We start from the raw sequence: 24,948 nt of genomic DNA on the forward strand, positions 1-24,948 counted from the left end.
CCCTCTATACAGCCGGGGGTAAGCACCGCAGGAGTCTTGCCTACATAATAAAAAGCCGATGATCCGCATTCGACTGCGAGGATCACCGGCTTTTTTTCACGTATAGAGTTGGTTGCTACCAGAACTACCGCTCCCCCAGGGCAGGGGTGCAGCTCCGCTTAAGGCAGGCACCGCATGTTACCGTTTGGCGGCTTGCTGACGCTCGTTCAAATGCTCGCTTAAATATTTCACGATGCCGTCCTCTGCATCCTGCGAATACTGCCAGACCATCGCGCCCGCGAGATTCTTGCTTTGGATGTAGCTCACCTTCTCCTTCAAGGCCTCCTGATCCTCGTAACTGATGAAGGTATGGCCGTCATAGAGGTAGGCAGCCTTGGCTTTGTTGTCATAGTAGCGCTTGAAGCCATTTTTGTTCAGGTAGGCTTTCTCGATCTGCTTATAATGCAGATTTACCTTGTCGATGTCGATGGGCGTTCCGGGAGCAAAGAGGCCGTTCTTGGCCCCCTTGTTTTCCTTTACGTTCTTCCAGCCGTACGAGTAGGCAGGGATGCCGAGCAGCAGCTTCCTGCTGTCGATGTCGTGGTCCAGGTACATGGAGATGATGCCGTCAATGGAGTGTTTGGATTTCCCCTGGCTGTCTGCGTACAGATTGGAGTTAAAGCCCGTGGTATCCGACCACTTGCCTGTCAGGTCGTAGGTCATGACGTTGATGAAATCCACGTATTTCTCCACTTTTTTGACCTCGACGTTCTGGAAGTACCAGTCCTGCGTTCCGGAAGCGAAGGTCAGCAGATATTTCTTGTTCTTGTGAGGCAGCCTGTACAGCTTCTCCCGCAGCTCCTTCATCAGACTGGTAAAATTCCTCGTATCCTCCGGCCTTGCCTTCTGCGTGTTCCAGGCATGGAACGCCGGATACTCCCAGTCGATGTCCACGCCGTCCAGGTCCAGCTCCTTGACCAGGTTGATGATGCTCTCGGTGAAGAGGTACCGGTTGCCGTCCAGCGCAGCGTCCGAGAAGCCGTCGGCTCCGTAGCCGCCTACAGCCAGCACCATTTGGGTCTTCGGATTCGCCGCCTTCAACTGCTTGATGTTTTCTTTGATTTGGTTGTTGGTCGTGATGTCTTCATGGAAGTAGAGCTCCGTTCCCTTGATCTTTGCAAAAGCGATAAACGCAATGTCCACGCCTTTCTCCGATAGCTTGATGTTTCGGTAATCCTGCCAAGCCTCCACGTAGACCGCCGTGATTTTCCGGTCCTCCGCCGCGGAGATCTGATAGAAGTAAAGACCCATGCCTGCAAGCAGCACCACAATGAATATTTTCGTATATATCGTTATTCTCATCGTCCTTTAACCCCGCCCGCCGAATAGAATGTAGGTTGCCGTTTTGCTTAGGTTTAACACCTTGACGGTGATATAGCTGATGGCGAAGATAATGGTGATATTCACAATCAGACTAAGGGAGGCTTCCAGGAACGTGGCCTCGATTTCGGTTCGGCCGGATAGCATCATTTCAACGAGCAGGTGAATCAGGTAGATGCTGAAGCTGGCACGGGAGAGCGAGCTGATCAATTTTTGGACTTTATGATTCACTTTATCGCTGATTCGGGCTTCCTTCCCCTTGAAAAAGATAAACAACCCGACAGCCATGAAGAACGTGGTGATGGAGTAATTGCCATAGAACATCTCATCCAGTACGCCGCTGCGCAGCGATACGAAGTAGGTGGCAACCGGCGTGATAAAAAAAGAGACGATGCCCAGATTGTACAGAATGTTTTTGGCTTTAAGCGGCAGCTCGAAATGGAAGAGATAGTACCCCAGGATGAAATAACCCAGAAATCCCATGAAGAACGGGATGTTCATGATCGGAATGTTGATGTATTGATCCGTTGCGCGGAAGACGGCATCCGAGATGAAACGATAGGCGATGCTGACGATGAACCAGAGCAGCAGATAATATCGCAGATCCTTCTCGCTGCACGATTGGATGAATTTGCTGATTAGCGGCACCGTCATATAGATGGCAATAATAGCGTACAGGAACCAGAGATGGACGTAATTTCGGTCGGTCAGCAGCCGGTAGCCGAAGTCGATAACGAACTCGTACGCACTCAGCTTGCTTCGCATCAGATAGTATTGATTGTACAAGCCGTAGATGAGCGACCATGTCAGGAGGGGGATGAGCAACGGCACGACGCGCTTCGTATAGAACTCACGGTAGGATGTTATCTTCGTCCGCAGAATCATCGCTCCGCTGATCATGAAGAAAACCGGGACGGCGAACCGGGAAATGGAATTGAATCCGTTGCTGATCCACCATGAGGAGGAGTGGAAATCATTCGTGCTGGTCAGCACCTCTGCCGTGTAGTGCAGGATAATGACGGCTACGATAGATAGAATTCTTAGAATATCGACATAGACGATTCGTTTGTTGGGAACCATGCGGTTTCGGCAGTCTCCTTCACTATAATTTAGTTCGATCCAGCGGCAATGTTCTGGCTGATGGCGGCCACGCCTTTGCGCTCCACGAATCCCCAGCCCTCATCATTGTCAAAATATTTGAACGTGCCCGCAATGTTAATGTACAGCAGCAAATTCCGATAGGTTAGCAGTTCCGCTTGGCTGAACAGGAACATCCTCACGTAATCGCTAAACGCATAGGTGCTGCCATATTTACGGCATAAGTACAGGGAGATGACGATCTGCGCGGCATTCAGCACCACGCTCATCAGCAGAAAGATAATGGCATGCCACAGGTTCCCGCCCACAACCAGCGTCTGCCCCAGATAAAATATCGTGGTAAACGCCGAGAGCGTCCCCAGCATAAATCCGTCAATCGCAAAGAACAGGCTCACGCTGACGCTGAACTTCCGGGACAGCCTGGACCAATAGATCAGAATGCAGTCAATGAAGGCCTTCTGCCAGCGAATGCGCTGTTTATAGAAGTTCGGCAGATTCTCCGGACATTCGGTGTAGCATACCGCTTCCGGGGCGTAGACGAGTTTTTTCTTCAATTGATTGGCTTTGATGTACTCGTGAATTTTGAGCGTAATGTCGATATCTTCCCCCACCGTGCTGCGGAAGCCGTCGACATGAACGAGGACGTCTTTATAGAAGGCGCCAAAGGCGCCTGAAATCACCACGATCGAATTAAAATACGATTGCGTGAGCTTGCGGACGTAGAAGCCGTGCGTATAATTGATGATCTGGCTTTTGATGAGCCCTTTTCCGCGAAATTTCTCGACGACGGCACCGTTCTTGTCCCGGACGGCACCCTGCACGATTTTGACCGTACCGCCTAGCGCAATGATATCGTCATCGTGAAAATATTGATTCACATACTTGAGCGAGTCGGCTTCCAGCATACTGTCCGCATCCAGGGTGATGACGATGTCGGAGACGGCATAGTCGATACCAGCATTCAGCGAGTCGGCTTTCCCGCCATTCATCTTATCGATAACGTAAATATGGCGGTATCGATTGGAACGATAGAATCCTTTTATTGGCTTATAGTTCAGCTTGCTATCGGCCGTCCTGACACTCGGCTCCAAATCCAGGAGCTCATCTAGGGCGGATAAGGTTCCATCCTTGGAGCCGTCGTTGATGATCATGATCTCATAGTTGCGGTAGCGCAAGCCCGCCATGGCATCGATGCAATTCCGGATCGTCAGTTCTTCGTTGTAAGCGGGGACGAGCACCGTGATTGATTTTTCGGCGAGATCGGAATTCAGTTTCTTCACCTTGCTGCATAGCAGCGGGATGAACGTGTAGAGGGCCTGAAACACGAGAAACACGCCGGCTAATCCATAAAAAAAGTACTGCAAACTCCTCACTCCTCTCTTTCTCTGTCTTTTTGTGATGAAGACCAGTATGATGCGCCTTGGGCCTGCTCTATGGGGTGCGGATTAGGCGAGCGCTTTTTCTGTCCATTCGATGTCAAGGGATAAAATCGGGCATAGAGGGATAAAATCATACATTTATAACCTCTAATTCCATATAAATACAAATGACATCCTATGTAATAAACTATCGCAATCGTGCTAGAAATGTAAACCCGCTCCATGGATCAAGAAAACGAATACATAGAGGCTTTTCGAGAACAGTCTCTGTATAGGTTCTTCTTTCTATATTTTAGGCGGCTAAAGCGATTAAGCATCTATGTACATGGAGCCCGTTCATCTTTCGCCTAACTTCGGTTCAACTCGTCTTAAATCGACAAACATTCGGCAAAATGACTTGATATTTACATAGGGTCCCTTAGAATGGAGAGAAAGAAGGAAGAGCATAGAGGAGTTTATGTCATGAATGAGGTTATTGCACGGAATCACGTGAAGGTGCTGGGGACAGGGGAGCGTACGCTCATGCTGGCGCACGGCTTCGGCTGCGACCAGAGCATGTGGAGATACATCCTGCCTGCCTTCGAACCGTTTTATCGGATCGTGCTGTTCGATTACGTGGGCTCGGGCGGTTCTAATTTGTCGGCGTATACATCGGAGAGGTACGACAGCCTTCGCGGCTATGCGCAGGATGTGCTGGACATTGTGGAGGCGCTGGAGCTTCGGGACGTGATTTTTATAGGTCATTCGGTCAGCTCCATGATCGGGATGCTGGCATCGATCGAACATCCGGAGTATTTCGCGAAATTAATCATGATCGGGCCATCTCCGCGATATCTGAATGATGACGGGTACGTCGGAGGATTTGATAAAAGCGATGTGACGGAGCTGCTGGATATGATGGAGATGAATTTTGCCGGATGGGCAAGCTTCCTCGCGCCGATCGCGATGAAGAACCCGGAGATGCCGAAGCTGACCCAAGAGCTGGAGCGCAGCTTTATTTCGGCGGATCCGGCGATTACGAGGGAGTTCGCCGAGGTCACCTTTTTCTCGGACTGCCGGCAGGCGTTATCCCAAGCCACGATTCCCTCGCTGATCCTGCAATGCTCGGATGACAGCATCGTCCCTATTGCCGCAGGCGAGTATTTGCACAGTCATCTGGATAACAGTACGTTCCGCTTGATGGAGGCGAAGGGGCATTATCCGCATATCAGCCATCCCGAGGAGACGATTGCGTTGATCAATGACTATCTGAAATCTGAAGCGGCGTATACAGGCTAGCGGGAATGTATTTGGAAAGGATCGATCGATAAGCAATGGATGAACGATTGAACTATGCGCCATGCGGCTATGTCTCCATCACCCACGAAGGCATGGTGGCGGAGGTGAACCAGACCTTCCTCGACATGATGGGGTATCGGCTGGAAGACGTGGTGCAGAAGCATTTTGAAGCTATGATGTCGACGGCGAACAAGCTTATATTCCACTCTTACTTCTATCCGCATATCAATCTGGACGGGCATGTGGAGGAGTTGATTATCCGGCTTAAGAACAGCCGGGGGGAATCGGTGCCGTTTATATTGAATGGACGCAAATTGGAGCGTGAGGGCCAGGAACGGCTGGACTGCGTATTGGTGCAGATGGGCAAACGTTTCGATTATGAAATGGAGCTTCGGATGGCCAACAAGCAGATTGAGAAGGCCTATTGGGAAAAAGACCAGGCATTGGCCGAGCTGCAGCAGATCCATGCCGAGATTGAACGGAAGCAGACGGAGCTCATGGAGATTAACGCGGTTCTGTTGGAACTGTCGAATACCGACAAGCTGACCGGATTGAAGAACCGGAGATTCTTTCAGGAGAAGCTGGAAGAGCAGCTGATGCAGTATAACCATAACCGGATTCCGCTTTCGTTGTTCATCATCGACATTGATCATTTTAAGCGCGTGAACGATACTTGGGGACATGGGTATGGGGATGAGGTTCTGTTTAATGTAGCAACCATCCTGAAGACCCACGCCGTCGAAGGGGAGACGGTGGCCCGCTATGGCGGAGAGGAGTTTGTCATGATCCTCCCGGAAACGGATGCGGAGAAAGCAAAGGCCGGCGCGGAGCGGTTACGGCGGGCAGTCCAGGATTTCAGCTGGAAAACGGGCAGCATGACGATCAGTATCGGCATCATCACGGCCAGTCCGGACGCCAATGAAGCGACGCTCCTGCAAAAAGCGGACGAAGCTCTCTATGCCTCCAAGCAAAATGGACGAAACCAGGTTTCCCATTATGAGGATTTGAGGCTCCAGGGATATTCGCCTTAATACATTCTATCCACGAAAAAGCCATAACCAAGTTGAGCCTAAGCTCGCATGGTTATGGCTTATAGAGGTTCAGGCCCCTGAGCCTTGTTAACCTATTTTTTGCGTGAGAGGCGAAACTACATAAAATCGTAAAAGTAACGGATGAAATGAAAAAAGATCGGCGAGGTATACGTCAGGCTGTCGACGCGGCTCAGGTAACTTTTCTTCAAAGCATCGAATCGTCCGTCATCCCCGATTAATAAATCGCGCTTCAGCACGGAAACCGTCAAGCTGCCGAAGAAGCCGGCGAGGCTGATCAGCATGCCGGACAAGAGGCCGAAGGTCGGGCTAAGCGGCGTCAGATAGGGATAGATGAGATAGGAGCATCCGGTGGTAACGAGAAACGCGCACGCAAAGCCTTCCCAAGTGAGATTCGGGTTCGATGTCGGCACGATTCTCCGTTTGCCGAAATAGAGGGAAGCGATCGTGTGCACCACATCGTTCAGCTGCGTTAAGACGACGAGAAACAGCACGAGCCCAGCTCCATACTGGGGCGTGGCAAATTGAAAATAAGCCAGGTGGCTGAGACCGAATACCATGAGCATGAGTCCCCACTGGGTCGAGCTGACGCTGCGCATAAATCCGACGGTGCCCTTGTTGATCAACCGTGGAAGCGGCAGCACCAAGAATACATAGATTGGAATGAACACGATGAACATCCCGTACCATTCGATATAGATCCAATAGAATTGGACGGGGATGGTTAGATAAGCCCACAGAAATAAACGGCGATCGGCCTTCCGGGTTTTGATCATCGAGAAATATTCTTTGAGCGTAAAGAAGGTCAGCACCATAAGGGATAGCAGGGATACGACGGGATTCAAAAGGGTCGCCAAACAGAAGATGACGAGCATGCCCCACCAGGTTTTGATGCGGAATCCTACTTCGGTATAGTCGATATTCGGCTGCGTCTTACTCATCACGTAATACAGGAGCTGGATGACCGATAAGACGGAGAATATAAGGATCAAGGTTAAAAGCGAGCTTTCCATATGCCTGTCATCACCAACTTGTCACGGGGTACGATTCTTGTTCTACTAAAAGAATCATATGTTATTATGAAGGAATAATTCAATACGGATAAGGGGAAATTTCGTAAATGGTAGACGATCAATCGGTCTTTATATTGCTTACCAATACCGGAACGCTCTTTACGAAAGTCATTCAGGGCTATACGAGAGCGCCTTATAATCATGCCTCGATCTCCTTTAACCGGGAGCTGTCGGAGTTATATAGTTTTGGGAGGAAGAATCCTAACAACCCCCTGAACGGCGGATTTGTAAAAGAGGATTTGAAGACGGGAACGTTCAGCAAGTACCCCAACACGACCTGCGTGATCTATGAGCTTCAGGTATCCGAACGCGACATCGCGAAGATGAAGCGGGTTTTGCAGGCTTTTATCCGAAAGGATAAAAAGTATTTCTATAACATATTGGGCGTCCTGGGCATCGCCCTGAAGGAACCGATCGAATTCAGCAATTCCTATTTCTGTTCGCAATTCGTGGCCGAGATTCTGCAGCGTTCCGGAGTAAGGTTATGGGATAAGCTGCCTGCCTTGGTGACGCCGGACGATTTTCGCCAAAGCGAGCGCCTGCAGTTGATATATGAAGGGAAGCTGAGCGAGTATGAGCCTTGAACTTCACAAAGCATTGTCGGCATCCTGCGGACATGACCAACTTGTAAGGCGGACGGTTGCTAAGACATTCAGCTTCAAGCGCATCCATTTATGCTCGGCAGTGTCAGCTATTACCTTATTACGAAATAAGGAAAAAGCCCGCTTAGTCTGCATCCAGATGAGGCTGGGCTTTTTGCAGTTCGTGGATGATGAAGGTCGGGAGCCCCTCCCAGCAGCAAGTACTGGAGATTAAACAGCATTTGCTATAAAATGGAGTTATGAAAATGAAATGAAGTTTCATCTAATGAAACGAAAGGGTGTCGTAGTCAGGATTCGCTTATATCTTGGATGGGAGCGTGGTTTAGGATGAACAGCAAGGAACGGTTTTCGAATCGCGTGGATTCGTACACGAAGTATCGCCCGAGTTATCCGCAGGAGGTCATGGATTATCTGTATGACACGGTGGGACTGCATGGCGATATCGCCGATATTGGCGCAGGGACGGGGATATTCACGAAGCTGCTGCTGAAACGGGGGAGCCATGTGACCGCCGTGGAGCCCAATCAGGCGATGCGGGAAGCTGCCGAGTCGGACCTTGGCGGCGAGCCCGGCTTCCGCATGGTTTCCGGTTCGGCCGAAATGACGGGGCTGCCCGATCAATCGGTGGATCATATCGTGAGCGCCCAGGCTTTTCACTGGTTTGACCGTCATGCGGCCCAGTCGGAGTTTCGGCGGATTCTGAGGCCGGGCGGGAAGGTTGCCCTGATATGGAATTCCAGGCTCACGGAGGGAACGCCGTTCCTGGGGGCATATGAGCAGTTGCTCCTTACCTATGGCACCGACTATAAAGAAGTGGACCAGAAGAATATTGGGCATGAAACGCTGGCGGCCTTTTTCTGTTCAGGAGATATGAAGGAGGCGAAATTCTTCAATCGGCAGACATTCGATTATGAAGGCTTATGCGGTCGCCTTCACTCGTCATCTTATGCTCCCCTGCCCGGGCATCCGAACTACGAGCCGATGATGAAGGAGCTCCAAACCATCTATGAGCGGAATGAGCAGGATGGCTGCGTGTTTTTTGACTACGAGACGAAGGTGTACTGGGGAGAGGTTTAAGTCCTTTCGGAGGTAAACATAGAATGAACAAGACCGATCGATTACTGGCCATCCTGCTTGAGCTGCAGCAGCGCAAGGTTATGCGGGCCGAAGATTTGGCATCCCTATTCGAAACGAGCGTCCGGACCATCTACCGGGATATTCAGGCTCTTAGTGAAGCAGGCGTACCCGTGATCGGAGCCCCCGGGCAAGGATACTCGTTAATGGAGGGGTACTTTCTGCCGCCCATCATGTTCACGGCAGAGGAAGCCGTGGCGCTGCTCATAGGAACGGATTTCGTCGAGCAGCGCTTTGACGCAGACTATGGCGAGAAGGCTAGGGCTTCCCGCAAGAAGATAGAGTCCATTCTGCCGGACCGTGTCCGCGCAGACGCTGCCCGGGTTCGAAAGACCATGCGGCTCCTTGCTCCCGGCAGCAAGGCAGCTTTAGGAGAAGAGAGGGATTATCTGGAATTGGTTCGTAGGGCCATACTTGAGGAACGGAAGATAGAATTCCATTACGTGAAGAACATGCCGGATTCCAAAGGCAACCGAAAGAGCTTTCGCTCGGCGGCCCCTTATGGCCTGGCCTTTCTTCAAGGCTCATGGACATTGATTGCCTGGTGCGACCTCCGGCAAGGCATTCGTCATTTTCGGTTGTCCCGCATGAAGGACCTGACGATCCTTGAGGAGCGCTTTGAGATGCCGCCGGATTTTCATCTGGAGAATTATCGGCCACGGGATGACCGCAATTTGCTGGTACGGGTTCTGGCAAGTCATGGCATCGCGGATCGAGTGAAGGAAGCCGGCAACTATTATATAGAGACTTTAGAGGAGTGCGAGGAAGGACTGCTTGTGAGCTTTCGCGTCCGCCGTCCTGAGGAGATCCTGCATTGGGTGCTCGGCTGGGGATCGGATGTCGTTGTGCTTGAACCGCAATCCTTCCGAGACCGAATCCGTGACGAAGCGGAGAAGATGTTTAAACGCTACTGACATGACGTTGTCAGTAGCGTTTTTGTATATTCGGTACAAAGACGATGAAGGGGTTGTTGATATGAATACAAAGGAAGCATTGCAGCGCTTGGAAGAGACAGTAAAGGTATATGTGCAGGAGCTGGATGGATTCAGCGAGGAGCAATTAAGATATAGGCCAGCGGAGGACGAGTGGTCGATCGGGCAAATGTACCAGCACTTGATTCAATCCGCACTGTACATGCATCTGCGGAACATCGACCAGTGCTTGAACATGAATGGAGATGCGGCAGCTTCCCCGGCCGGAAAAACGGAAGTGGGAGCGGCGATATTCGAACAGGGCAGTTTCCCGCCCATCCGCATTCAGGTTCCGCCGTCTCCGCAGTATACCCCGGAACAGCCCGCAGACAAGGAGCAGCTGATTCAAGGCTTGAATGCCGTCCTCCATCGGGTGAAAGAAACCGAACCGAAGCTTGGTGAGGCATCCTTGCAGCATACCGTCCCCCATCCGAGGTTCGGAGGATTGCATGCCAAAGAGTGGTTTTTGCTCATTGAGATGCATTATCGTCATCATGTTCGACAGCTGAATCGGTTGAAACAGGCGTTAGAGCAGCGGGTATGATGACATATCAGGCTGCGGATGTCCGAATACAACAAGAGAACGGTCAAAGTGCTTTGACCGTTCTCCATAGTATCTCCTTCTGAACATTCGGATGATGGATCCGCCGCTGCATGAATCGGACCATGTCCGCATTGTCCGCTTCGACGAAGAATATCCAATCTTTGTATTGCCCTTCACGCACAATTCGCCGGCTAGCCTCGGCCAGAAGCGTAATTCCGCGCCCTGTTCGTTGATGGGACTGCCTCACAAACATCGTTTTAAAGAGCAAGGTTTGTGCATGGAACGGCTCCAGTATCATCCAGCCTATGATCGCATCCCGATACCGCAATGCCAGGCTCCGCTGTCGGTCGATCAAATCCTCTTCGGCAAAAGGATCCAGGATGGGCGGATACCAGTCGCCGTTTCCTTTGGCCATCTCCACTCGTTCCTTGCCCGTAAGCTCGTGAAACGGAATAGCGAGGTAATCGCCGGGCAGCTTCAGAGACTGGATCCGCGGCAGTTCTTTCAGGATGTCAAAGGAACCGTTCCATACATGGATACCGGGTGCAGGCTCAGGAAATCCGCATGACTGAAGAAAGGAAGCTTCCAACGATGCAACATGGCTGGCCCCCAAGTATTCGGTCCTGATCCAACATATCCCTTGCTGCCGCAGCAGCGATTCGAGCATGCCGTACAGCTGGAGCCCGATCCCCTGCCGTCGGCAGGGTTCGGTTATGACTAGTGCTTGCAGGTTGGCTGACAATTCCGCACCGTTCCGCTTCGCAATCGCAATTCCAAGCGGCATGCCTCCGCCGATCGCTCCCAATGCGATGCAGTTCGGCGGCAGTACGCGCAGATAGTCCCGCAGCTCAGGGGGGACCAACGAGCTGAACTCTGAAGGCAGTGCGCCTTGGAAAGCGCGAACCTCAATGGATGTTTTCATGGCAATTAGAATGCATCAATTTCAATAACTTGTGGCTTGTGATTTCGAGCAAAATCGCTCAGACCGTTGACGTTGATTTTGAATTTACCACCAGGCGGGTTGGTCGATATTTTGGCAATACCTGAAGGCTGAAGAGTGATGTGAATGAGCTTTTGGCCGGTAATTGCCGAGATAAAGAAATCTTGTTGAGATAGCTGAATTAGATCGGTGAAATCTCCACTTGGTGAATGCGCGATATTCATTGATAATGGCGTTTGTAAATTATATATGTCATTATTAATAGCTTCGTCTATTCTTAAAGTGAAGAGCCCATTATAGGGATCATAGGTGGCTTGGGTTACCGTAGGAGCCGTTAGATCGAACTTTACGGGCAACTCCACCCGACCCGTCTCATTGTCGTTCTCAATCACTTTGAAAATGAGTGAAGTTTGTACTGATTCATCAGCTTTTGCAGTAGGCTTCACCGAAATTCCATAATGGGATTCGTTGGTCAATTGCACAATGGTTGGATCGGTAGACTCGATCTCAATATGACCAATCACTTCACTACTCTGATAAATGTCGAATGCTAGCTGGGCGTCATTGTATTGATATTGAATAGGTGCTTGATTTCCATTGCGCTGCACCTGAACCAAATTCTTAATGTTCCGCTTGGTGTATGTGTCACCCGGAGTATGAAAAAAATCATCGTCTGTTATTGTAACCAAGCTGTTTACAGAATGGATAGGGCTGTTCAGAATGAACACATCATCCTGTTGGGCAAGCGATATCGTTAACGGCTTAACCTGAAGGTTCCGGAAAACTCCCATAAAGGAAGACAGACTGTTATAACCTTCTGCGAGAGTCTGGGGTGTTGCATCCGGATTCTCAGCTGCGGATGATGCGAGTTGAATCACCCCGTTAAGGCTTTCGACCGCCTCTTGCGGATATTTGCCCAACGTGTTTCCGATCTCGGCGCTCTCCATCAATGCATTGGCTTCCGCAATCAGATCGTCCAGCATTTCCTTTACGTTGTCCGGCAAATAGGTAACGGATGCGGGACCTACAACAGGAGAGATTTTTCCCGTGAGGCTGCGGACTGAAGCACCGGAATCAAGAGGGTTAAAAGCTGCTTTTACGGATCTCCCGAGCGGTAACGTCTCCGCAAGCACGATCTCCACTTTATTCTCTATGATGCGTACATGTTCTATGGCCTTCGGGAATTTTAGAGTTCCATCCTCGGTATAAACGGAAAAGTCCTCAACCTTAGGAACAAACTGAGGATTCAGGTTCTCGTTATAGGCGAATACAAGGGTGCGCTGATCGGAAAAATAAAGGGTAGGCTGTTCCATCACCCGTGCCTGCAGCACGATCGTGGAGGTAGCCGCAGATACGTTGCCTGCAGAATCCACTGCATAGACTTTATAGTTGCCCAAGGCCAAATGGGTTGTTGTGATGGCGGTTTCCGCATTGGCGGAGGCTACGATTGCCTTGTTAGCGAGCTTCTCGGCCACCAACGATTCTAGTTGGGCTTTGGTAGTGGCTGTCTTTGAAGCGGGAACAAGATACACGATGCCTGATTCTGTGCTTTTAACGATAACGTGCAGATCAGCCATGACCGGAGAGGTTGAAACCATGGTCACCGTAGGTGGTGTCGTATCGGCTTGGCTGGGCGTGCCGGGATTGCTTGGAGCGGTAGAACCGCCGCCGCTAGAATTGTTATTGGTAGTAGGTGGTGCCACAGGCTTTTCAGTGGCTGGAGGAAGTGTTGGATTGCCTGGTTCCGGTGTCGTATCGGGAATTTGAGGGAGCTCGTCCTTGGCTTTTAGGAAGCGGCTTGCTACTAAGGCTACCGATTGCCTGTCCGCACTGCCGGCAGGATTAAACGAGCCGTCCGTTAGGCCATTGAGCAGCTTTAGTTCAACGGCTGCAGCAACGGCATCCTTCGCGTAGTTTGAGATTGAGGCTGCATCGCTGAAATTCAATTTACCCTGTTCGGCAGCCTTTCCGCTTGCATCTACGCCGAGAGCCCGGATGAATAGGACGGCCATATCCTGTCGTGATAGGTTCTCTCCTAAGCCAAATTCCCCATTGCCCTGGCCTTTGATTAGGCCGGCTTTGACTGCAGCCTCCACGAATTTGTAAGAATAATGAGTGGCCGGTATGTCGCTGAATGTTGGTGACGGAGGCGCTGATGTTACGTCCAGAGACAAAGCCTTGGCCAAGATAATGGCGAAGTCCTGCCTGTAAATCTTACCGGTAGGATCAAACGTGCCATTGCCTTTCCCATTGATGATTCCTTTGTCGACAAGCTCCAGGATGGCATCCTTTGCATAAGAATTGGAGATGTCCGTAAGCGATGTCGGAGCTGCGTGCGCAGGGAAGGCGCAAGCACTCAGCAATGCTGCTGTGGTCATCACTTTTACGATTAATTTGTGTTTCAAGCATGTTCCCCCTTGTTTTGATGTATACCGTAATCCGGCTCTTTCGCTGGATTCGTGATTCTATAATATAGTTCCAGGTTCTGGGTTGGCAATCATTTTTTCCGGACTAAAGAACTAGTGAATATAATACAGAGAAACTGGGTCGATTCCTTTCTATATTATGGCGGGTTATATGGAAATTTTCTTGTAGGAAGATTGTTTGAGACACGCTCGGCCCGGGTACTGGTACACGAGTGAACAATGAATCGAAAGGAGTGGATGACCGTGGAAGTACATGTCAGATCATTTTTCGTGAATGACGATGGAGAGGTTCCCAACAATCCCGACCTGCCTGTCATTGTGTACAATGGGGTATTCGCGGATGACCCGAGCGGGTTGGAGGCAGCCTTTAACCGGCATCGCTGGAGCGGCAGCTGGTCAGGCGGCGTATACGATTACCATCATTATCACAGCAATACGCACGAAGTCCTTGGCGTGCGGTCCGGAAGCGCGACCGTCCTTGTGGGCGGGGATGCAGGGGAGCGGCTGGAGCTTGCTACAGGTGACGTGATCGTCCTGCCGGCGGGTACTGCACATATGAAGCTTACCAGTACGCCCGACTTCGAAGTGATTGGTGCCTATCCCGAAGGGAATACGCCGAACATGAGGGAGCGTAATCCGACGGATCGGGCCCAGGCGATCAACGAAATCCAAAGCGTGCCTGTACCGGAAACGGATCCTGTCTTTGGAGAGGAAGGGCCTCTGCTGCATAAGTGGGTGAAATAACCTAAGCATGCGACATTATTAGAAACGAAAAGACTCCCGCCTGCCGCAAGCAGACGGGAGTCTTTCTGCGCGTTACAACAGCACCTTAGCCTCATGCCGGTTCACGCACGACCTATAATGCTTCCTGCTCCACACTCTGCTCAAAGTCTTGTGCGGGTCAACCCTTTTTGGAAATTGTAATGCACCCGTGCCCATGCTATGGTAAGGGATAGAAGGTCAAGTTGCAGTCAGTCTTCTCATTATTGCTACCGGAGGTGCAGTTTATGAAAGCGTTGTTTATTGGAGGAACCGGAACGATCAGCACGGCGATTACGAAGCAGCTGCTTGAACAAGGTTGCGAGTTATACTTGCTCAATCGAGGGAACCGAAACGACACGTTGCCCGAGGGCGCACATATTTTGCAAGCCGATATTCATGACGAAGACCAAGTAACGAAACTAATTGAGCATCTCGATTTTGATGTTGTGGCCGACTTTATTGCATTCGAGCCCGCCCATCTGGAAAGGGATTACCGCCTGTTTGCAGGAAAAACCAAACAGTTCATCTTTATCAGCTCGGCCTCAGCCTATCAAACGCCCCTATCCGATTATCGCATTACGGAAGGGACGCCTTTATCCAATCCATACTGGGCGTATTCCCGAAACAAAATAGCCTGTGAGGATTATCTGATGAAGCAGTATCGGGAGCATGGCTTCCCGGTGACTATTGTAAGGCCAAGCCATACGTACGATGAGCGGTCCATTCCGCTCGGCGTGCACGGCAGCCAGGGAAGCTGGCAGGTCGTAAAGCGCATGCTGGAGAATAAACCGGTCCTTATTCATGGAGACGGGACGTCGCTGTGGACCCTGACGCATAACCGCGATTTTGCTAAAGGCTTCATCGGCCTGATGGGCAATATCCATGCCATCGGGGAGTCGGTGCATATTACCTCTGACGAGTCGCTTACCTGGAATCAAATTTATGAAATCATTGCGGATGCCCTTGGCGTACAGCTGAATGCGGTGCATGTCTCTTCCGAGTTCCTGGATGCTACCAGCACGCAGGATTTCCGCGGGTCGTTACTGGGAGACAAAGCGAATACGGTGGTGTTCGATAACAGCAAGCTGAAGCGGCTGGTCCCTGAATTCGTGGCAACCATCCGTGCCGATCAAGGGATCAAGCAGACCGTGGACTATATATTAGCCCACCCGGAACATCAGCGGGAGGACGCAGAGTTTGATGCGTGGTGCGATAAGGTCATCTCCGCGCTGGAGAAGGCCAAGTCGATCATTACGGGGTAAGGCTTAATCTTTCAGGGGCGGAAGTATATAGCGGACATCTGTTTCGAATATAGGGTATAGTTATTGTAAAACGAATGGAGAAACGAAACGATGTCTACTTTGCCGAATTGCCCGAAATGTAATTCAGAATATACGTATGAGGATGGGAACCTCCTGATTTGCCCCGAATGCGCTCATGAATGGACCCCGGGGTCCCAAGCAGAGCATGAGGAAGATGCGAGGGTCATTAAAGACGCGAACGGAAATGTATTGGCCGACGGCGATTCCGTAACGGTAATCAAAGATCTTAAAGTAAAAGGCAGCTCATCCGTATTAAAAATAGGCACGAAAGTGAAAAATATACGTTTGGTCGACGGCGACCACGATATCGATTGCAAGATCGAAGGATTCGGGGCCATGAAATTGAAATCGGAATTCGTTAAAAAGAGTTAAGATGTGTTAGCACGGTTCCATCATGAATAGCAGCAGCAAAAACCCTCCATCAAGGAGGGTTTTTCTCGTCTAACCAGGGTTTTTGCAGCCTATTGCGGCAACAAATGAGGAGCAGTCTTGTGATGGCCTTATGGTACAATGACAGGATGGGCTTGCTTCGTATAGGAGCTCCCCGAATAGGTGAAGAAAGCAGGTGCAGCGTGGATATCATACTATTTGCGGTTATCATATTCGTGGCGTCGATTCTCCAGACCAGTACCGGTTTTGGGTTCTCCATCCTGGCTACGCCGTTTCTGCTGTTGTTGTTCCGGCCCGCCGAGGCCATCCAGATTAATCTGATTCTATCGCTTGTCATATCGGCTGCCCTGATTGCCAAAATCCGCAAGGACATCGACTACGGCATCCTTAAACGATTGGTGATCGGAAGCGCGGCAGGTCTCCCTCTGGGCATCGTTATTTTTTCGCTCATCGATATCGGCTATCTGAAGCGGGGCGTCAGTCTGATCATATTGGCCCTGACCGTCATGCTGATGCTGAAGTTTAGAATAAACCAAAGCCGCGGCAGGGACTTGGCGGTGGGAGGACTCTCAGGCTCTCTAACGACGAGCATCGGCATGCCGGGTCCGCCCCTGCTGTTATATTTTTCGGGCACCGATACGCAAAAGGCCAAACTGAGAGGGACGACCCTGGCCTTCTATTTGTTCATCTACTCCCTGAGTTTGATCATTCAGGTGATCGTGGCGGGAACGTCCAAGACAGTCTGGGTATCGAGCGGAATCGCGCTGCCGCTGGTATTCATCGGGCTGTTTATCGGACAACGCTTATTCAACGTTATCAACCAGCGCGTGTTTCAGATCTTTACCTATATCATTTTGATCTTTACCGGTGTGTACATGCTGATCGAAAGCTTGTAGTCATGCCAAAGAAGATGGCAGGATCATCATTTGGACTGCTCGAACAGCGTCTCGGCCAGCAAGGGAAACAGGTTATCAAAAGCATGCGTATTCCCGTCAAACACGTATCCTCCCGGATAAGCGGGATCCTGATCCCGGAATTGGAGCATGCGTTCATGCAGCTGCTGCGCCCATGGGAGGTCATTGGTTTGCAGCGCCAGAATGATGGCCAGACCGTAAACGGCAGGCGACTCGTAATCCGCGTCCGGTTTGCGGCTTTCACGGGTGTAGCGGCCTGCCAGCCGCTGATGCTGGCGGAATTCTCCCTTCAGGAACGCTATAAGATCTGTCGGCGGATGATTCATCTCGGCGAGATGGACGCCAACGATCAATTGGTCGATCAGATTGACCGATGCGTCGTACTCATATTGGCCGGAGCCGATGTGATAGGTTTTGGGATAGAAAACGCCGTCCGAAGGCATATGAGCGAGCAGGTTTTGATATCGTTCATAATCCTGGGAGGGTAGGATTCCGTTATTATGCATTTCGCGCAGTGCCGATAAGTCAACGTAGACCAGGCTTAACGCGGCGGCGGATTCATTCCGTGCAAAATCATGATAATCGACGAGGTAACCTTCGGTTTGAATCGCAAGGAGTGCAGACCCGATCCTTTTTGCCAATTGAAGGTATTCTTCCTCGCCCCAGCGATTGAACGCCTTCAGCAGGGCATCGAGGATTCGCAGATCATCGCCCAGCGCATTGGTTGTGACCTCGGATTGACCGTCCGGCCTGAGCTTCCATTGGATATAGGGCTCTTGCTCCTGATTAAGAAAATAGGTGGTAAGAAGCTGGACGCTGTCGTCGAACCGGGCTCGATTGCCGAATATCACGGCAGTCCGCATCCAAAGCCCGAGCGACTCGGATAACGCTTCCCGGCCGGCAACGATGTCCGGATTCACGGAAGCAGCGGGTTTAAGATAGGTGGCAATGGTACCGTTATCGTTTGTCATATGCTCTTCAATGAACGCTGCGGTCACGTCAGGATTCTCCTTGTTCTTGTTGATCCAGCAGGCTATGAGGACGATGCCGGCAAGGGCAAGAACGACGATGATCGCAAGAATGGCTTTCTTGCGCGTTGAAATCCGGTTTGTCATAGGTTCACCTCGACCATACTATTTCGATATTCAACAGGTTAAAGCCTTCAAGGAAGACTGGGCGGCGGTGAACATAGCCCCCGGCTGTAGGAACGGGTATACTTCACTAAAAAAGGCTGTACCTGATGTTGGAAGCTCCAAATCATCAAAGGTACAGCCTTTCTTGCATAAGCGTATAGCGATTATTGCAGACTGACGATGGTTAGTCCTTGATCCTGCAGGCTCTTAATGATCTTCGGTAACGCATCCACGACCGCCTGGGATTCATGCAGGAGAATAATGGAGCCGGAAGCTTCGATGTGCTGGACATAATCCAGGATTTTATCCTCGTCGCGAGTCAGCCAATCCTCGGGATCCCGGTTCCAGAGCACCACTTTATTGCCTTGCTGGCGGCTTAACGCCTCGGTCCTGTCATCAAAGGCACCGTAAGGCGGACGGAAGAGCACCAGCTTCTCATCGGTAATATGCTCAATGAGATCGGCTGCGCGGGTCAGTTCCGCCTTTTGTTCTTCATAAGTAAGGTTTGGCATCTGGCTATGGGTCATCGAATGGCTGCCGACGGAGTACCCGTTGGCATGGATGGCCTTGACGTAGTCCGGATGTTTTTTCACATTGGTGCCGACAAAGAAGAACGTCCCGCCAACCCCGTGTTTCTTCAAGACGTTCATGATATCCATGGAGTGCTTGGATGGCCCGTCATCGAACGTAAGGGCGACATACCCTTTGGGGATGCTGTAGGAGATGAAATCCTTAAGCTCCAGCTGTGGAACGGCAGCCGAAGTCTTGATCTCCTTCCTCGGTTTGCTATCCGCTTCCTTCTCCACGGAAGCGGCTACAGGTTTGGCAATCATCGCATTCCGGTTCTCGGCAAGCAATTGGATGACCGTTTCGACCTCTGCTGCGGCGGTTATAGCAGCTTCATGCCGGATGTCACTCGGATACGAGTAATTAAATGAACTTAGCAATACCACAAAAATCAAGCTCATCAAGGTTGCGCTTGCCAGCTTAAGCGGAAGACGATGCGGCTTCCTTGCGGAGCGCGTGGTGTTTCGATTTCCATCGGTCTGCACCTCTTCGGCCGGACCCGGTTCGGATGGAGGCGCGGACAGGAAGGACAGGGTAGATACATCGTCCAAATGCCGGATAGCCTTGATCGCCTCTAATTCGTTCCTGAAGTGAACGGAGCAAGCAAATGAAAGTCGCTCGCCGTGGTCACGATATGTACGCGTAATGGAGCCTATGTATTGCTGTTGGATGGCATCCCATGTTGTATGTAAAGATAATCGGTATTTGTGAACCCCGTTAAATTCCGACACGGTCGCTATATTCGCTATGGTTTCATGATCGGTTAACCACAACAGCTCCGCCGATTCCGAGAAGGATAGCTTGATTCGCAGAGCGAAAGCCTCGGTATCCGTCTCGATCGCCAGCAGCTCAATGACTTTTCCATAGGAGTCAGACATGACGGCCCTCCTTTCTCTAGATGTTCATGCAGTGATTATGCTTATTCCGATGGTGTGTTGGGAGCCGATGTTTTTGGCGAGAAGGAGAAGGACATCTTCTCGGTAAAATCATTGATGGTCTGCATCAATTTGGCTTTATCGTCCAGAATGTTCTGGTACTGCTCCGCATACTTCTGGTTTGCAATCTCCAACTCGCGCACCTTCTCTTCAAGCGCGTTGATCTTGAGCATGCTCTGATATTGGGTGTTGTTAGACTCTTCGTAGAGCTTGTTGTACTTGGCGGTTTCGGTCTCCAGCTGGTTGGAGAGCTTCTCGTACGCCAGGTTCGATGTCAGCTGGTATTCCTTGTAATCCTCCAACAGCTGGTCGTAACTCATCTGTTTGTTGGTCAGCACGTTCTCGAGCTCGCGGATTTCCTTGTTCTTCTCCTGGACCAGCTGATCGCGCTTGATCTGTTCGTGCTTATACCGGTTGATCGTTTCGTTGGCGGTAAATAGCTGATCCTCCAGGCCCTTGTTCTTATAAGACAGCAATTGCCGCTCCTTCAGCATGTTCTCGATCGAAACGATGACGTCGAGGCCGATTTTGTCCTGGTTGTCCTTGGAGAAAAGATGCTTGCTGCTCTCCGCGGCGGGCAGTTCAGGCTCCGCGGAATATGCCGGCTCTTCTTCGACGGTTACGGCAATTTCCTGGTGTTCGGCACTGTTCTTCTCGGGTTGGTTCTGGTTCGAGCGGGCATTCTTAAACCAGGCCATTCCCTTTTTTTCTGTTTCCCTGGCCAAAATATCAACTCCTATATATTTCAATGAATACAGCATGAATTTAGGATAAAAGACCCTATTAATAGTCATCGGTAAAAACACCCTAAAAACTTTGCCCTTTGACCCTATGAAAATAAAAAAAAGCCCCGCAAGCGAGAGGGGGCTTTTTAGAGGGCAGATCTTCCGGTTTATGCGGCCTTTCGACCCGCCTATATTCATGAATTGAAACGAACGCGATGCTTCGACTTATTCCGTCTTCTTTATGGTCAGCTCCGGGGCGATAACGTCGACCCGGTTCGTCCAAATCCCGCCGCTGTAGTCGTCCGGCAGCCTTTCCAAATCCGCTACGGAGTCAAAGCCTTCCGACCAGCCGCCGTCCCCGGCCACGAGGATGACCCGCGTATTGATGCTGTCCATCCGGTTTAGGAATTTATCCGGCCATCCCCATAAGTAACGGGCATATTTCTCTGGTATATGGAGCTGGGTATTGCGGCAAACCGATGGAAGGTAGCCGCTCCAGCCGGCCCCGGCGTAGGATACGAGACAGCTTTTGAGCGTATCCATGGACATGACGCGCAGCGAGGGGAGCTGCGATTTTAACGTGCGGATCGGCTGGTCATCCCCGTAAACGGTCAGCTGGCTGAGACGCTTCACCGGCAGACCGGACAGATAATCGGCCAGTTGTTTTCCTTCTTCAGGGTCCGTGCTTTTGATATGGATCAGAAACGCGCCGTCCGGGAACGCCTCCAACACCTCGCCTAACGACGGAATCAGCCCGACTCCCTTTCCCCGAAAAGGATAAGTCGCTCCCTGGTCGGCCGTGTAGCCGTACCCGATGTCTATGTTTTTCAGCTCGTCCATGGTATAATCCTTGACCGAGCCCTCCACGTTGGTGCGGCATTCCAGCGTCCAGTCATGGAACACGGCGAACTGGCCGTCCTTGGTCGGTTTGATATCCAGCTCCACGATATCGGCACCTGCCTCGAAGGCGGCTCTCATGGACGGTATGGTGTTCTCCAGGTAAGCGTGCTCCGGCACATAGATACGGGAGGCGGTACACGTGTCGGCTTCAATACCTTCCATCGTAAAGGTCTGCCCAAGCCCGCGATGCGCCAGCAGAAGCGGCTCGCCGTCACGGTCTTTGGTGAATAGGGATGAATTGTTAACGAACAAAAACACGAGCAACACAACAAAAAACAGTATGATTTTCTTCCATCTTTTTAGTTTTCGCATGATCCAATCCCCCAAAATCGTATACAATATGCAATAGTAGATTTATATTTTTCTCTTTCTCTAAACGAAGTTCTCTATTTATATCCTTCTTTATTCAATCTTAGTGATTTTGGGCGCATACTCAATGGCTGGAACATAACAATTGCATAATAACGAACTAACAAATACGAATGAGCGAGTATATGGGAACAGGAGGGAGCATGATGGACAAATCCTCCTTTTTGATGGTGGAGCGGGGAAATCCCTACGAACGCGGGGACGTTATAGCTTTGACCAAACCGATCACGGTGCTTGGCCGCAAGGGCCAGCATTTTGATCCGGATATCGCGTTTGACAATATTTTTGTGTCCCGGCGGCATGCGGCGCTGCTGCATCGAAACGGGAAGTTCAGCATCAAGGATCTGAACAGCAAGCATGGCACCTTCGTTAATCAGGCACGGCTGGCTCCCCATGATGAAATACCCCTTCAGCATGGAGATACCATCGTGCTTGCGGGAGATCTGATCGTGCTGTCCTTCTCCATCCTCAGCATGGATGAGACGATGGACATTACCCCGCTGATCAAGCAGCTGGCGGCGGTTGAGGGCTCCGGCGGGCTTAAGCTGAATCCTTTCAAGCAGGAGCTGGTATACGGCGAGGACGTGTACGTTTTTTCGGAAAAAGAGTACAAGTGCATGGAGCTGCTTGTCAATCACCAAGGACAGTTCGTGTCCAAGGAGCAGCTCAAGGCATACGTTTGGCCCGAGCGAAGCTACGGGACGGACGAAGTGCCCGATGTGAGCTCGGAGGAGCTGAATGCGCTGATCTACCGGGTCCGCAAGAAGACGAGGGATATTTTGGCCATTGAGAGCATCCGGGGAAAAGGCTATATTTTGCAGTCGACGGCTGAATGACGATCGCAAAAACGAAAACGCAATGAAATCTAAGGAACCATACAAACGGCAGGCCCTTCCTCCATGCAGGAAGGGCTTGCTTGCATGAACAGGACAAATTCGATGGCGGTGAGAGGGAAATGGCAGGCCCCAGCGAACTGTTATAGCATGGAAGTTTCGAATGAAACGACAATCGAAAGGGATGTGCAGAGCAGATGAACATGGAGCACGTGCAGCAAAACGGCATTGCCGTTAACCAGTTAGGTTATCGGGGCCGGGACGCCAAGATTGCCGTCATTGCCGGTCAGGGCGGACGGTTTCGCATCGTCAATGCGCGAAATGGCGAGGTCGTATGGCAGGGGCAGACGGCGCCCGCCATAGAGGATGCGTCCAGCGGACAGACGGTAAGCAGAGGGGATTTTACGGCATGGGAAGCACCCGGTACCTATCGAATCGAGACGGAGGATGGGCAGTCGTCGGTACTATTTGCCATTGCCGACGATGTATATGAGGATGCCCACCGAGCAATGTTGAAAGCGTTTTATTACTTCCGGTGCGGGACGGCTTTGGATGAGCCGCATGCGGAGCCTTGGAAGCATGAAGCCTGCCATCTCACGCAGGCCATCGTTCATGGACATGAATCGCGGCGGATGGATGCTTGGGGAGGATGGCATGATGCCGGGGATTATGGCAAGTACGTCGTGCCTGGCGCCAAAGCCGCCGCCGACTTACTGCTGGCCTTCGAGCTGTACCCCGAAGCGTTTGCTCAGCCGCTGCCGCTGCCTGAAAGCGACGGCCGCATGCCGGATGTGCTGCATGAATGCAGGTATGAGCTGGACTGGCTGCAGCGCATGCAGGATGAGGAATCGGGGGGCGTGTTCCATAAGCTCACGACGCTGCGGTTTCCAGCGGGAGACGTCATGCCGGAGGACGATACGGCCCCGCTGTACTTGTCGCCGATCTCCGCAACGGCAACCGGATGTTTTGCCGGTATCATGGCCATGTCGGCACGGATCTATTCTCCCTATGATGAAGCCTTCGCCGCGAGCTGCCTGAAGGCAGCGGTGCGGGCTTGGGCATGGCTGGAGGAGCATCCCGACGAGCCGGGCTTCCGCAATCCGGCTGATATCGCTACAGGCGAGTATGGCGATGGCCAGGATGCGGACGAACGGTACTGGGCAGCGGCAGAGTTATACCGTACAACGGGGGAGACGCCATATCATGAGGCTTTCCAAGCTTTAGCCAAGCAGGACTCTTTCGGAAAGTACGAGCTGGGATGGGCGGACATGGGCGGTTACGGGACGTTTGCCTATCTGATGTCGGAGCGGGAAGAAGAGCCCGAGCTGGCGCAAGAATTGATGGCGGGCCTGTTACGGCGTGCGGATGAGCTTGCTGCTGTCAGCGATCGGGACGGCTATGGCCTCTCGCTTCTGCCGGATCAATATATCTGGGGCAGCAATATGCTGGTCATGAACCACGCGATGCTCCTGCTGGTGGCGGGAAGACTGTCGGGTTCCGAGAACTTTGAGCGGCATGTACACGAGCATGTGCACTATGTATTCGGGGCGAACGTGATGGGGACAAGTTATGTTACCGGATATGGGGCGAGGCCGATCCGGCATCCCCATCACCGTCCTTCCGAAGGCGACGGCGTGGAGGAGCCGGTTCCGGGCCTCGTCTCCGGCGGTCCGAACAAGGGGCTTCACGACGATTATGCGCGTGAGCACTTGGCCGGCAGGGCGCCCGCAGCCTCTTTTGCCGATGTGATGGAGAGCTATTCCACCAATGAGGTGGCTATTTATTGGAACTCGCCGGCCGTGTTCGTGCTGTCTCATTTTGTATAGAAAGAGCATTACATAGAAAAAGAAACGCCGAGAGATTCTTGACGTTTCTTTTTTTGTAATGGACTGAGGATTCTTCCATCTCCAAAGAGTCGAGTAAAGCATGGGCTTAATTTATCGTGATCGCTCGGTGAGGCTTGCTGTAATGGCTTGTTCCGCCCCCGCCGACCAGAACTTTTCCTCCTCTTCTAAACACCAGCAGCTTGGTCAGTCCGCCTGCCAGCATCACCTCGACTTTGGCATGGTTCGAAGTAGCGATATAAACGACATAACCGCTTTTCGAAAGCACGGTTCTCCAGTTGCCGTCAAACTCTGATCTCAAGACGCGGCTCGAGTATACCTGATTTTCAATTCGACCCGATGACGGTGTTCTCAAGGCGTACACCTCCCCTTCATTCATGAAAAACGTGGGAAATGACCGT

At 51.4% G+C, this 24,948-nt stretch carries 23 protein-coding genes; 12 read left to right on the plus strand and 11 right to left on the minus strand.

Going from position 1 to position 24,948, the window contains the following annotated elements; genetic code table 11:
* Positions 1-177 precede the first annotated feature (177 nt).
* From JNUCC32_RS25720 to JNUCC32_RS25730, 3 genes are read right to left on the minus strand one after another with little or no spacing between them, the layout of a single operon-like run.
* Complete coding sequence (locus JNUCC32_RS25720) at positions 178-1,341, minus strand: glycoside hydrolase family 18 protein (RefSeq protein ID WP_192570218.1); 1,164 nt, start codon at positions 1,339-1,341, stop codon at positions 178-180.
* A 6-nt stretch (positions 1,342-1,347) separates the two neighbouring features.
* Positions 1,348-2,439 (minus strand): acyltransferase, encoded by a 1,092-nt coding sequence (locus JNUCC32_RS25725; RefSeq protein ID WP_192570219.1) that lies wholly within the window; start codon positions 2,437-2,439, stop codon positions 1,348-1,350.
* Positions 2,440-2,468: 29 nt separating this feature from the next.
* On the minus strand, positions 2,469-3,821 hold the full coding sequence (locus JNUCC32_RS25730; protein ID WP_192570220.1) for a glycosyltransferase family 2 protein: 1,353 nt from the start codon (positions 3,819-3,821) through the stop codon (positions 2,469-2,471).
* A 477-nt stretch (positions 3,822-4,298) separates the two neighbouring features.
* Here JNUCC32_RS25730 and JNUCC32_RS25735 point away from each other — a divergent pair, with 477 nt between their 5' ends.
* Positions 4,299-5,114, plus strand: coding sequence for an alpha/beta fold hydrolase (locus tag JNUCC32_RS25735; RefSeq protein ID WP_192570221.1), 816 nt, complete (start codon positions 4,299-4,301; stop codon positions 5,112-5,114).
* 35 nt (positions 5,115-5,149) lie between these two features.
* A complete protein-coding gene (locus JNUCC32_RS25740) occupies positions 5,150-6,145 on the plus strand; it encodes a sensor domain-containing diguanylate cyclase (protein WP_192570222.1) in 996 nt (331 codons plus the stop codon).
* 116 nt (positions 6,146-6,261) lie between these two features.
* Here JNUCC32_RS25740 and JNUCC32_RS25745 read toward each other — a convergent pair whose 3' ends face one another.
* On the minus strand, positions 6,262-7,176 hold the full coding sequence (locus tag JNUCC32_RS25745) for a phosphatidate cytidylyltransferase (protein ID WP_009591157.1): 915 nt from the start codon (positions 7,174-7,176) through the stop codon (positions 6,262-6,264).
* 107 nt (positions 7,177-7,283) lie between these two features.
* Here JNUCC32_RS25745 and JNUCC32_RS25750 point away from each other — a divergent pair, with 107 nt between their 5' ends.
* From JNUCC32_RS25750 to JNUCC32_RS25765, 4 genes are all read left to right on the plus strand, one after another.
* On the plus strand, positions 7,284-7,820 hold the full coding sequence (locus JNUCC32_RS25750; protein ID WP_009591201.1) for a hypothetical protein: 537 nt from the start codon (positions 7,284-7,286) through the stop codon (positions 7,818-7,820).
* 345 nt (positions 7,821-8,165) lie between these two features.
* Entirely contained in the window at positions 8,166-8,915 is a 750-nt protein-coding gene (locus JNUCC32_RS25755) for a class I SAM-dependent methyltransferase (protein WP_192570223.1), read from the plus strand.
* A 23-nt stretch (positions 8,916-8,938) separates the two neighbouring features.
* A complete protein-coding gene (locus JNUCC32_RS25760; RefSeq protein ID WP_192570224.1) occupies positions 8,939-9,886 on the plus strand; it encodes a helix-turn-helix transcriptional regulator in 948 nt (315 codons plus the stop codon).
* Positions 9,887-9,947: 61 nt separating this feature from the next.
* Positions 9,948-10,487 carry a DinB family protein gene (locus tag JNUCC32_RS25765; RefSeq protein WP_192570225.1) on the plus strand — a complete coding sequence of 180 codons (540 nt, stop codon included), beginning with the start codon at positions 9,948-9,950 and terminating at the stop codon, positions 10,485-10,487.
* 43 nt (positions 10,488-10,530) lie between these two features.
* Here the strand turns inward: JNUCC32_RS25765 and JNUCC32_RS25770 are convergent, their stop codons facing one another.
* Together JNUCC32_RS25770 and JNUCC32_RS25775 are read right to left on the minus strand one after the other, a co-directional pair.
* Positions 10,531-11,409 (minus strand): GNAT family N-acetyltransferase, encoded by an 879-nt coding sequence (locus JNUCC32_RS25770; protein WP_192570226.1) that lies wholly within the window; start codon positions 11,407-11,409, stop codon positions 10,531-10,533.
* Between the two features lie 5 nt (positions 11,410-11,414).
* Positions 11,415-13,832, minus strand: a complete 2,418-nt coding sequence (locus JNUCC32_RS25775) for an S-layer homology domain-containing protein (protein WP_192570227.1) — start codon at positions 13,830-13,832, stop codon at positions 11,415-11,417.
* A 264-nt stretch (positions 13,833-14,096) separates the two neighbouring features.
* Here JNUCC32_RS25775 and JNUCC32_RS25780 point away from each other — a divergent pair, with 264 nt between their 5' ends.
* The 4 genes from JNUCC32_RS25780 to JNUCC32_RS25795 all read left to right on the plus strand — a co-directional run bounded on the left by JNUCC32_RS25780 (position 14,097) and on the right by JNUCC32_RS25795 (position 17,223).
* Positions 14,097-14,597, plus strand: coding sequence for a cupin domain-containing protein (locus JNUCC32_RS25780; RefSeq protein WP_192570228.1), 501 nt, complete (start codon positions 14,097-14,099; stop codon positions 14,595-14,597).
* A 263-nt stretch (positions 14,598-14,860) separates the two neighbouring features.
* The gene (locus JNUCC32_RS25785; RefSeq protein WP_192570229.1) at positions 14,861-15,877 is read left to right on the plus strand and encodes an SDR family oxidoreductase; all 1,017 of its coding nucleotides are present in this window, start codon (positions 14,861-14,863) and stop codon (positions 15,875-15,877) included.
* Positions 15,878-15,967: 90 nt separating this feature from the next.
* A complete protein-coding gene (locus JNUCC32_RS25790; protein ID WP_096775651.1) occupies positions 15,968-16,309 on the plus strand; it encodes a zinc ribbon domain-containing protein YjdM in 342 nt (113 codons plus the stop codon).
* A gap of 200 nt (positions 16,310-16,509) precedes the next feature.
* Positions 16,510-17,223: a sulfite exporter TauE/SafE family protein gene (locus tag JNUCC32_RS25795; protein WP_192570230.1), complete on the plus strand. Its 714-nt coding sequence runs from the start codon at positions 16,510-16,512 to the stop codon at positions 17,221-17,223.
* Between the two features lie 26 nt (positions 17,224-17,249).
* On the opposite strand, the gene JNUCC32_RS25800 is transcribed toward JNUCC32_RS25795, so the two are convergent.
* The 4 genes from JNUCC32_RS25800 to JNUCC32_RS25815 all read right to left on the minus strand — a co-directional run bounded on the left by JNUCC32_RS25800 (position 17,250) and on the right by JNUCC32_RS25815 (position 21,813).
* Positions 17,250-18,356 carry a glycosyl hydrolase family 8 gene (locus tag JNUCC32_RS25800; protein WP_192570231.1) on the minus strand — a complete coding sequence of 369 codons (1,107 nt, stop codon included), beginning with the start codon at positions 18,354-18,356 and terminating at the stop codon, positions 17,250-17,252.
* Between the two features lie 182 nt (positions 18,357-18,538).
* Positions 18,539-19,819, minus strand: coding sequence for a polysaccharide deacetylase family protein (locus JNUCC32_RS25805; RefSeq protein WP_192570232.1), 1,281 nt, complete (start codon positions 19,817-19,819; stop codon positions 18,539-18,541).
* A 41-nt stretch (positions 19,820-19,860) separates the two neighbouring features.
* Complete coding sequence (locus JNUCC32_RS25810) at positions 19,861-20,601, minus strand: hypothetical protein (protein WP_015738005.1); 741 nt, start codon at positions 20,599-20,601, stop codon at positions 19,861-19,863.
* 225 nt (positions 20,602-20,826) lie between these two features.
* Entirely contained in the window at positions 20,827-21,813 is a 987-nt protein-coding gene (locus JNUCC32_RS25815) for a glycerophosphodiester phosphodiesterase family protein (RefSeq protein ID WP_192570233.1), read from the minus strand.
* A gap of 200 nt (positions 21,814-22,013) precedes the next feature.
* Here JNUCC32_RS25815 and JNUCC32_RS25820 point away from each other — a divergent pair, with 200 nt between their 5' ends.
* A complete protein-coding gene (locus tag JNUCC32_RS25820) occupies positions 22,014-22,706 on the plus strand; it encodes an FHA domain-containing protein (protein WP_141397989.1) in 693 nt (230 codons plus the stop codon).
* 194 nt (positions 22,707-22,900) lie between these two features.
* Positions 22,901-24,529, plus strand: coding sequence for a glycoside hydrolase family 9 protein (locus tag JNUCC32_RS25825; protein ID WP_192570234.1), 1,629 nt, complete (start codon positions 22,901-22,903; stop codon positions 24,527-24,529).
* A gap of 106 nt (positions 24,530-24,635) precedes the next feature.
* On the opposite strand, the gene JNUCC32_RS25830 is transcribed toward JNUCC32_RS25825, so the two are convergent.
* Entirely contained in the window at positions 24,636-24,926 is a 291-nt protein-coding gene (locus tag JNUCC32_RS25830) for a hypothetical protein (RefSeq protein WP_192570235.1), read from the minus strand.
* Positions 24,927-24,948: the final 22 nt, after the last annotated feature.

The organism is Paenibacillus sp. JNUCC32, assembly GCF_014863545.1.
GTDB classification, from domain to species: Bacteria; Bacillota; Bacilli; order Paenibacillales; family Paenibacillaceae; genus Paenibacillus_AQ; species Paenibacillus_AQ lautus_A.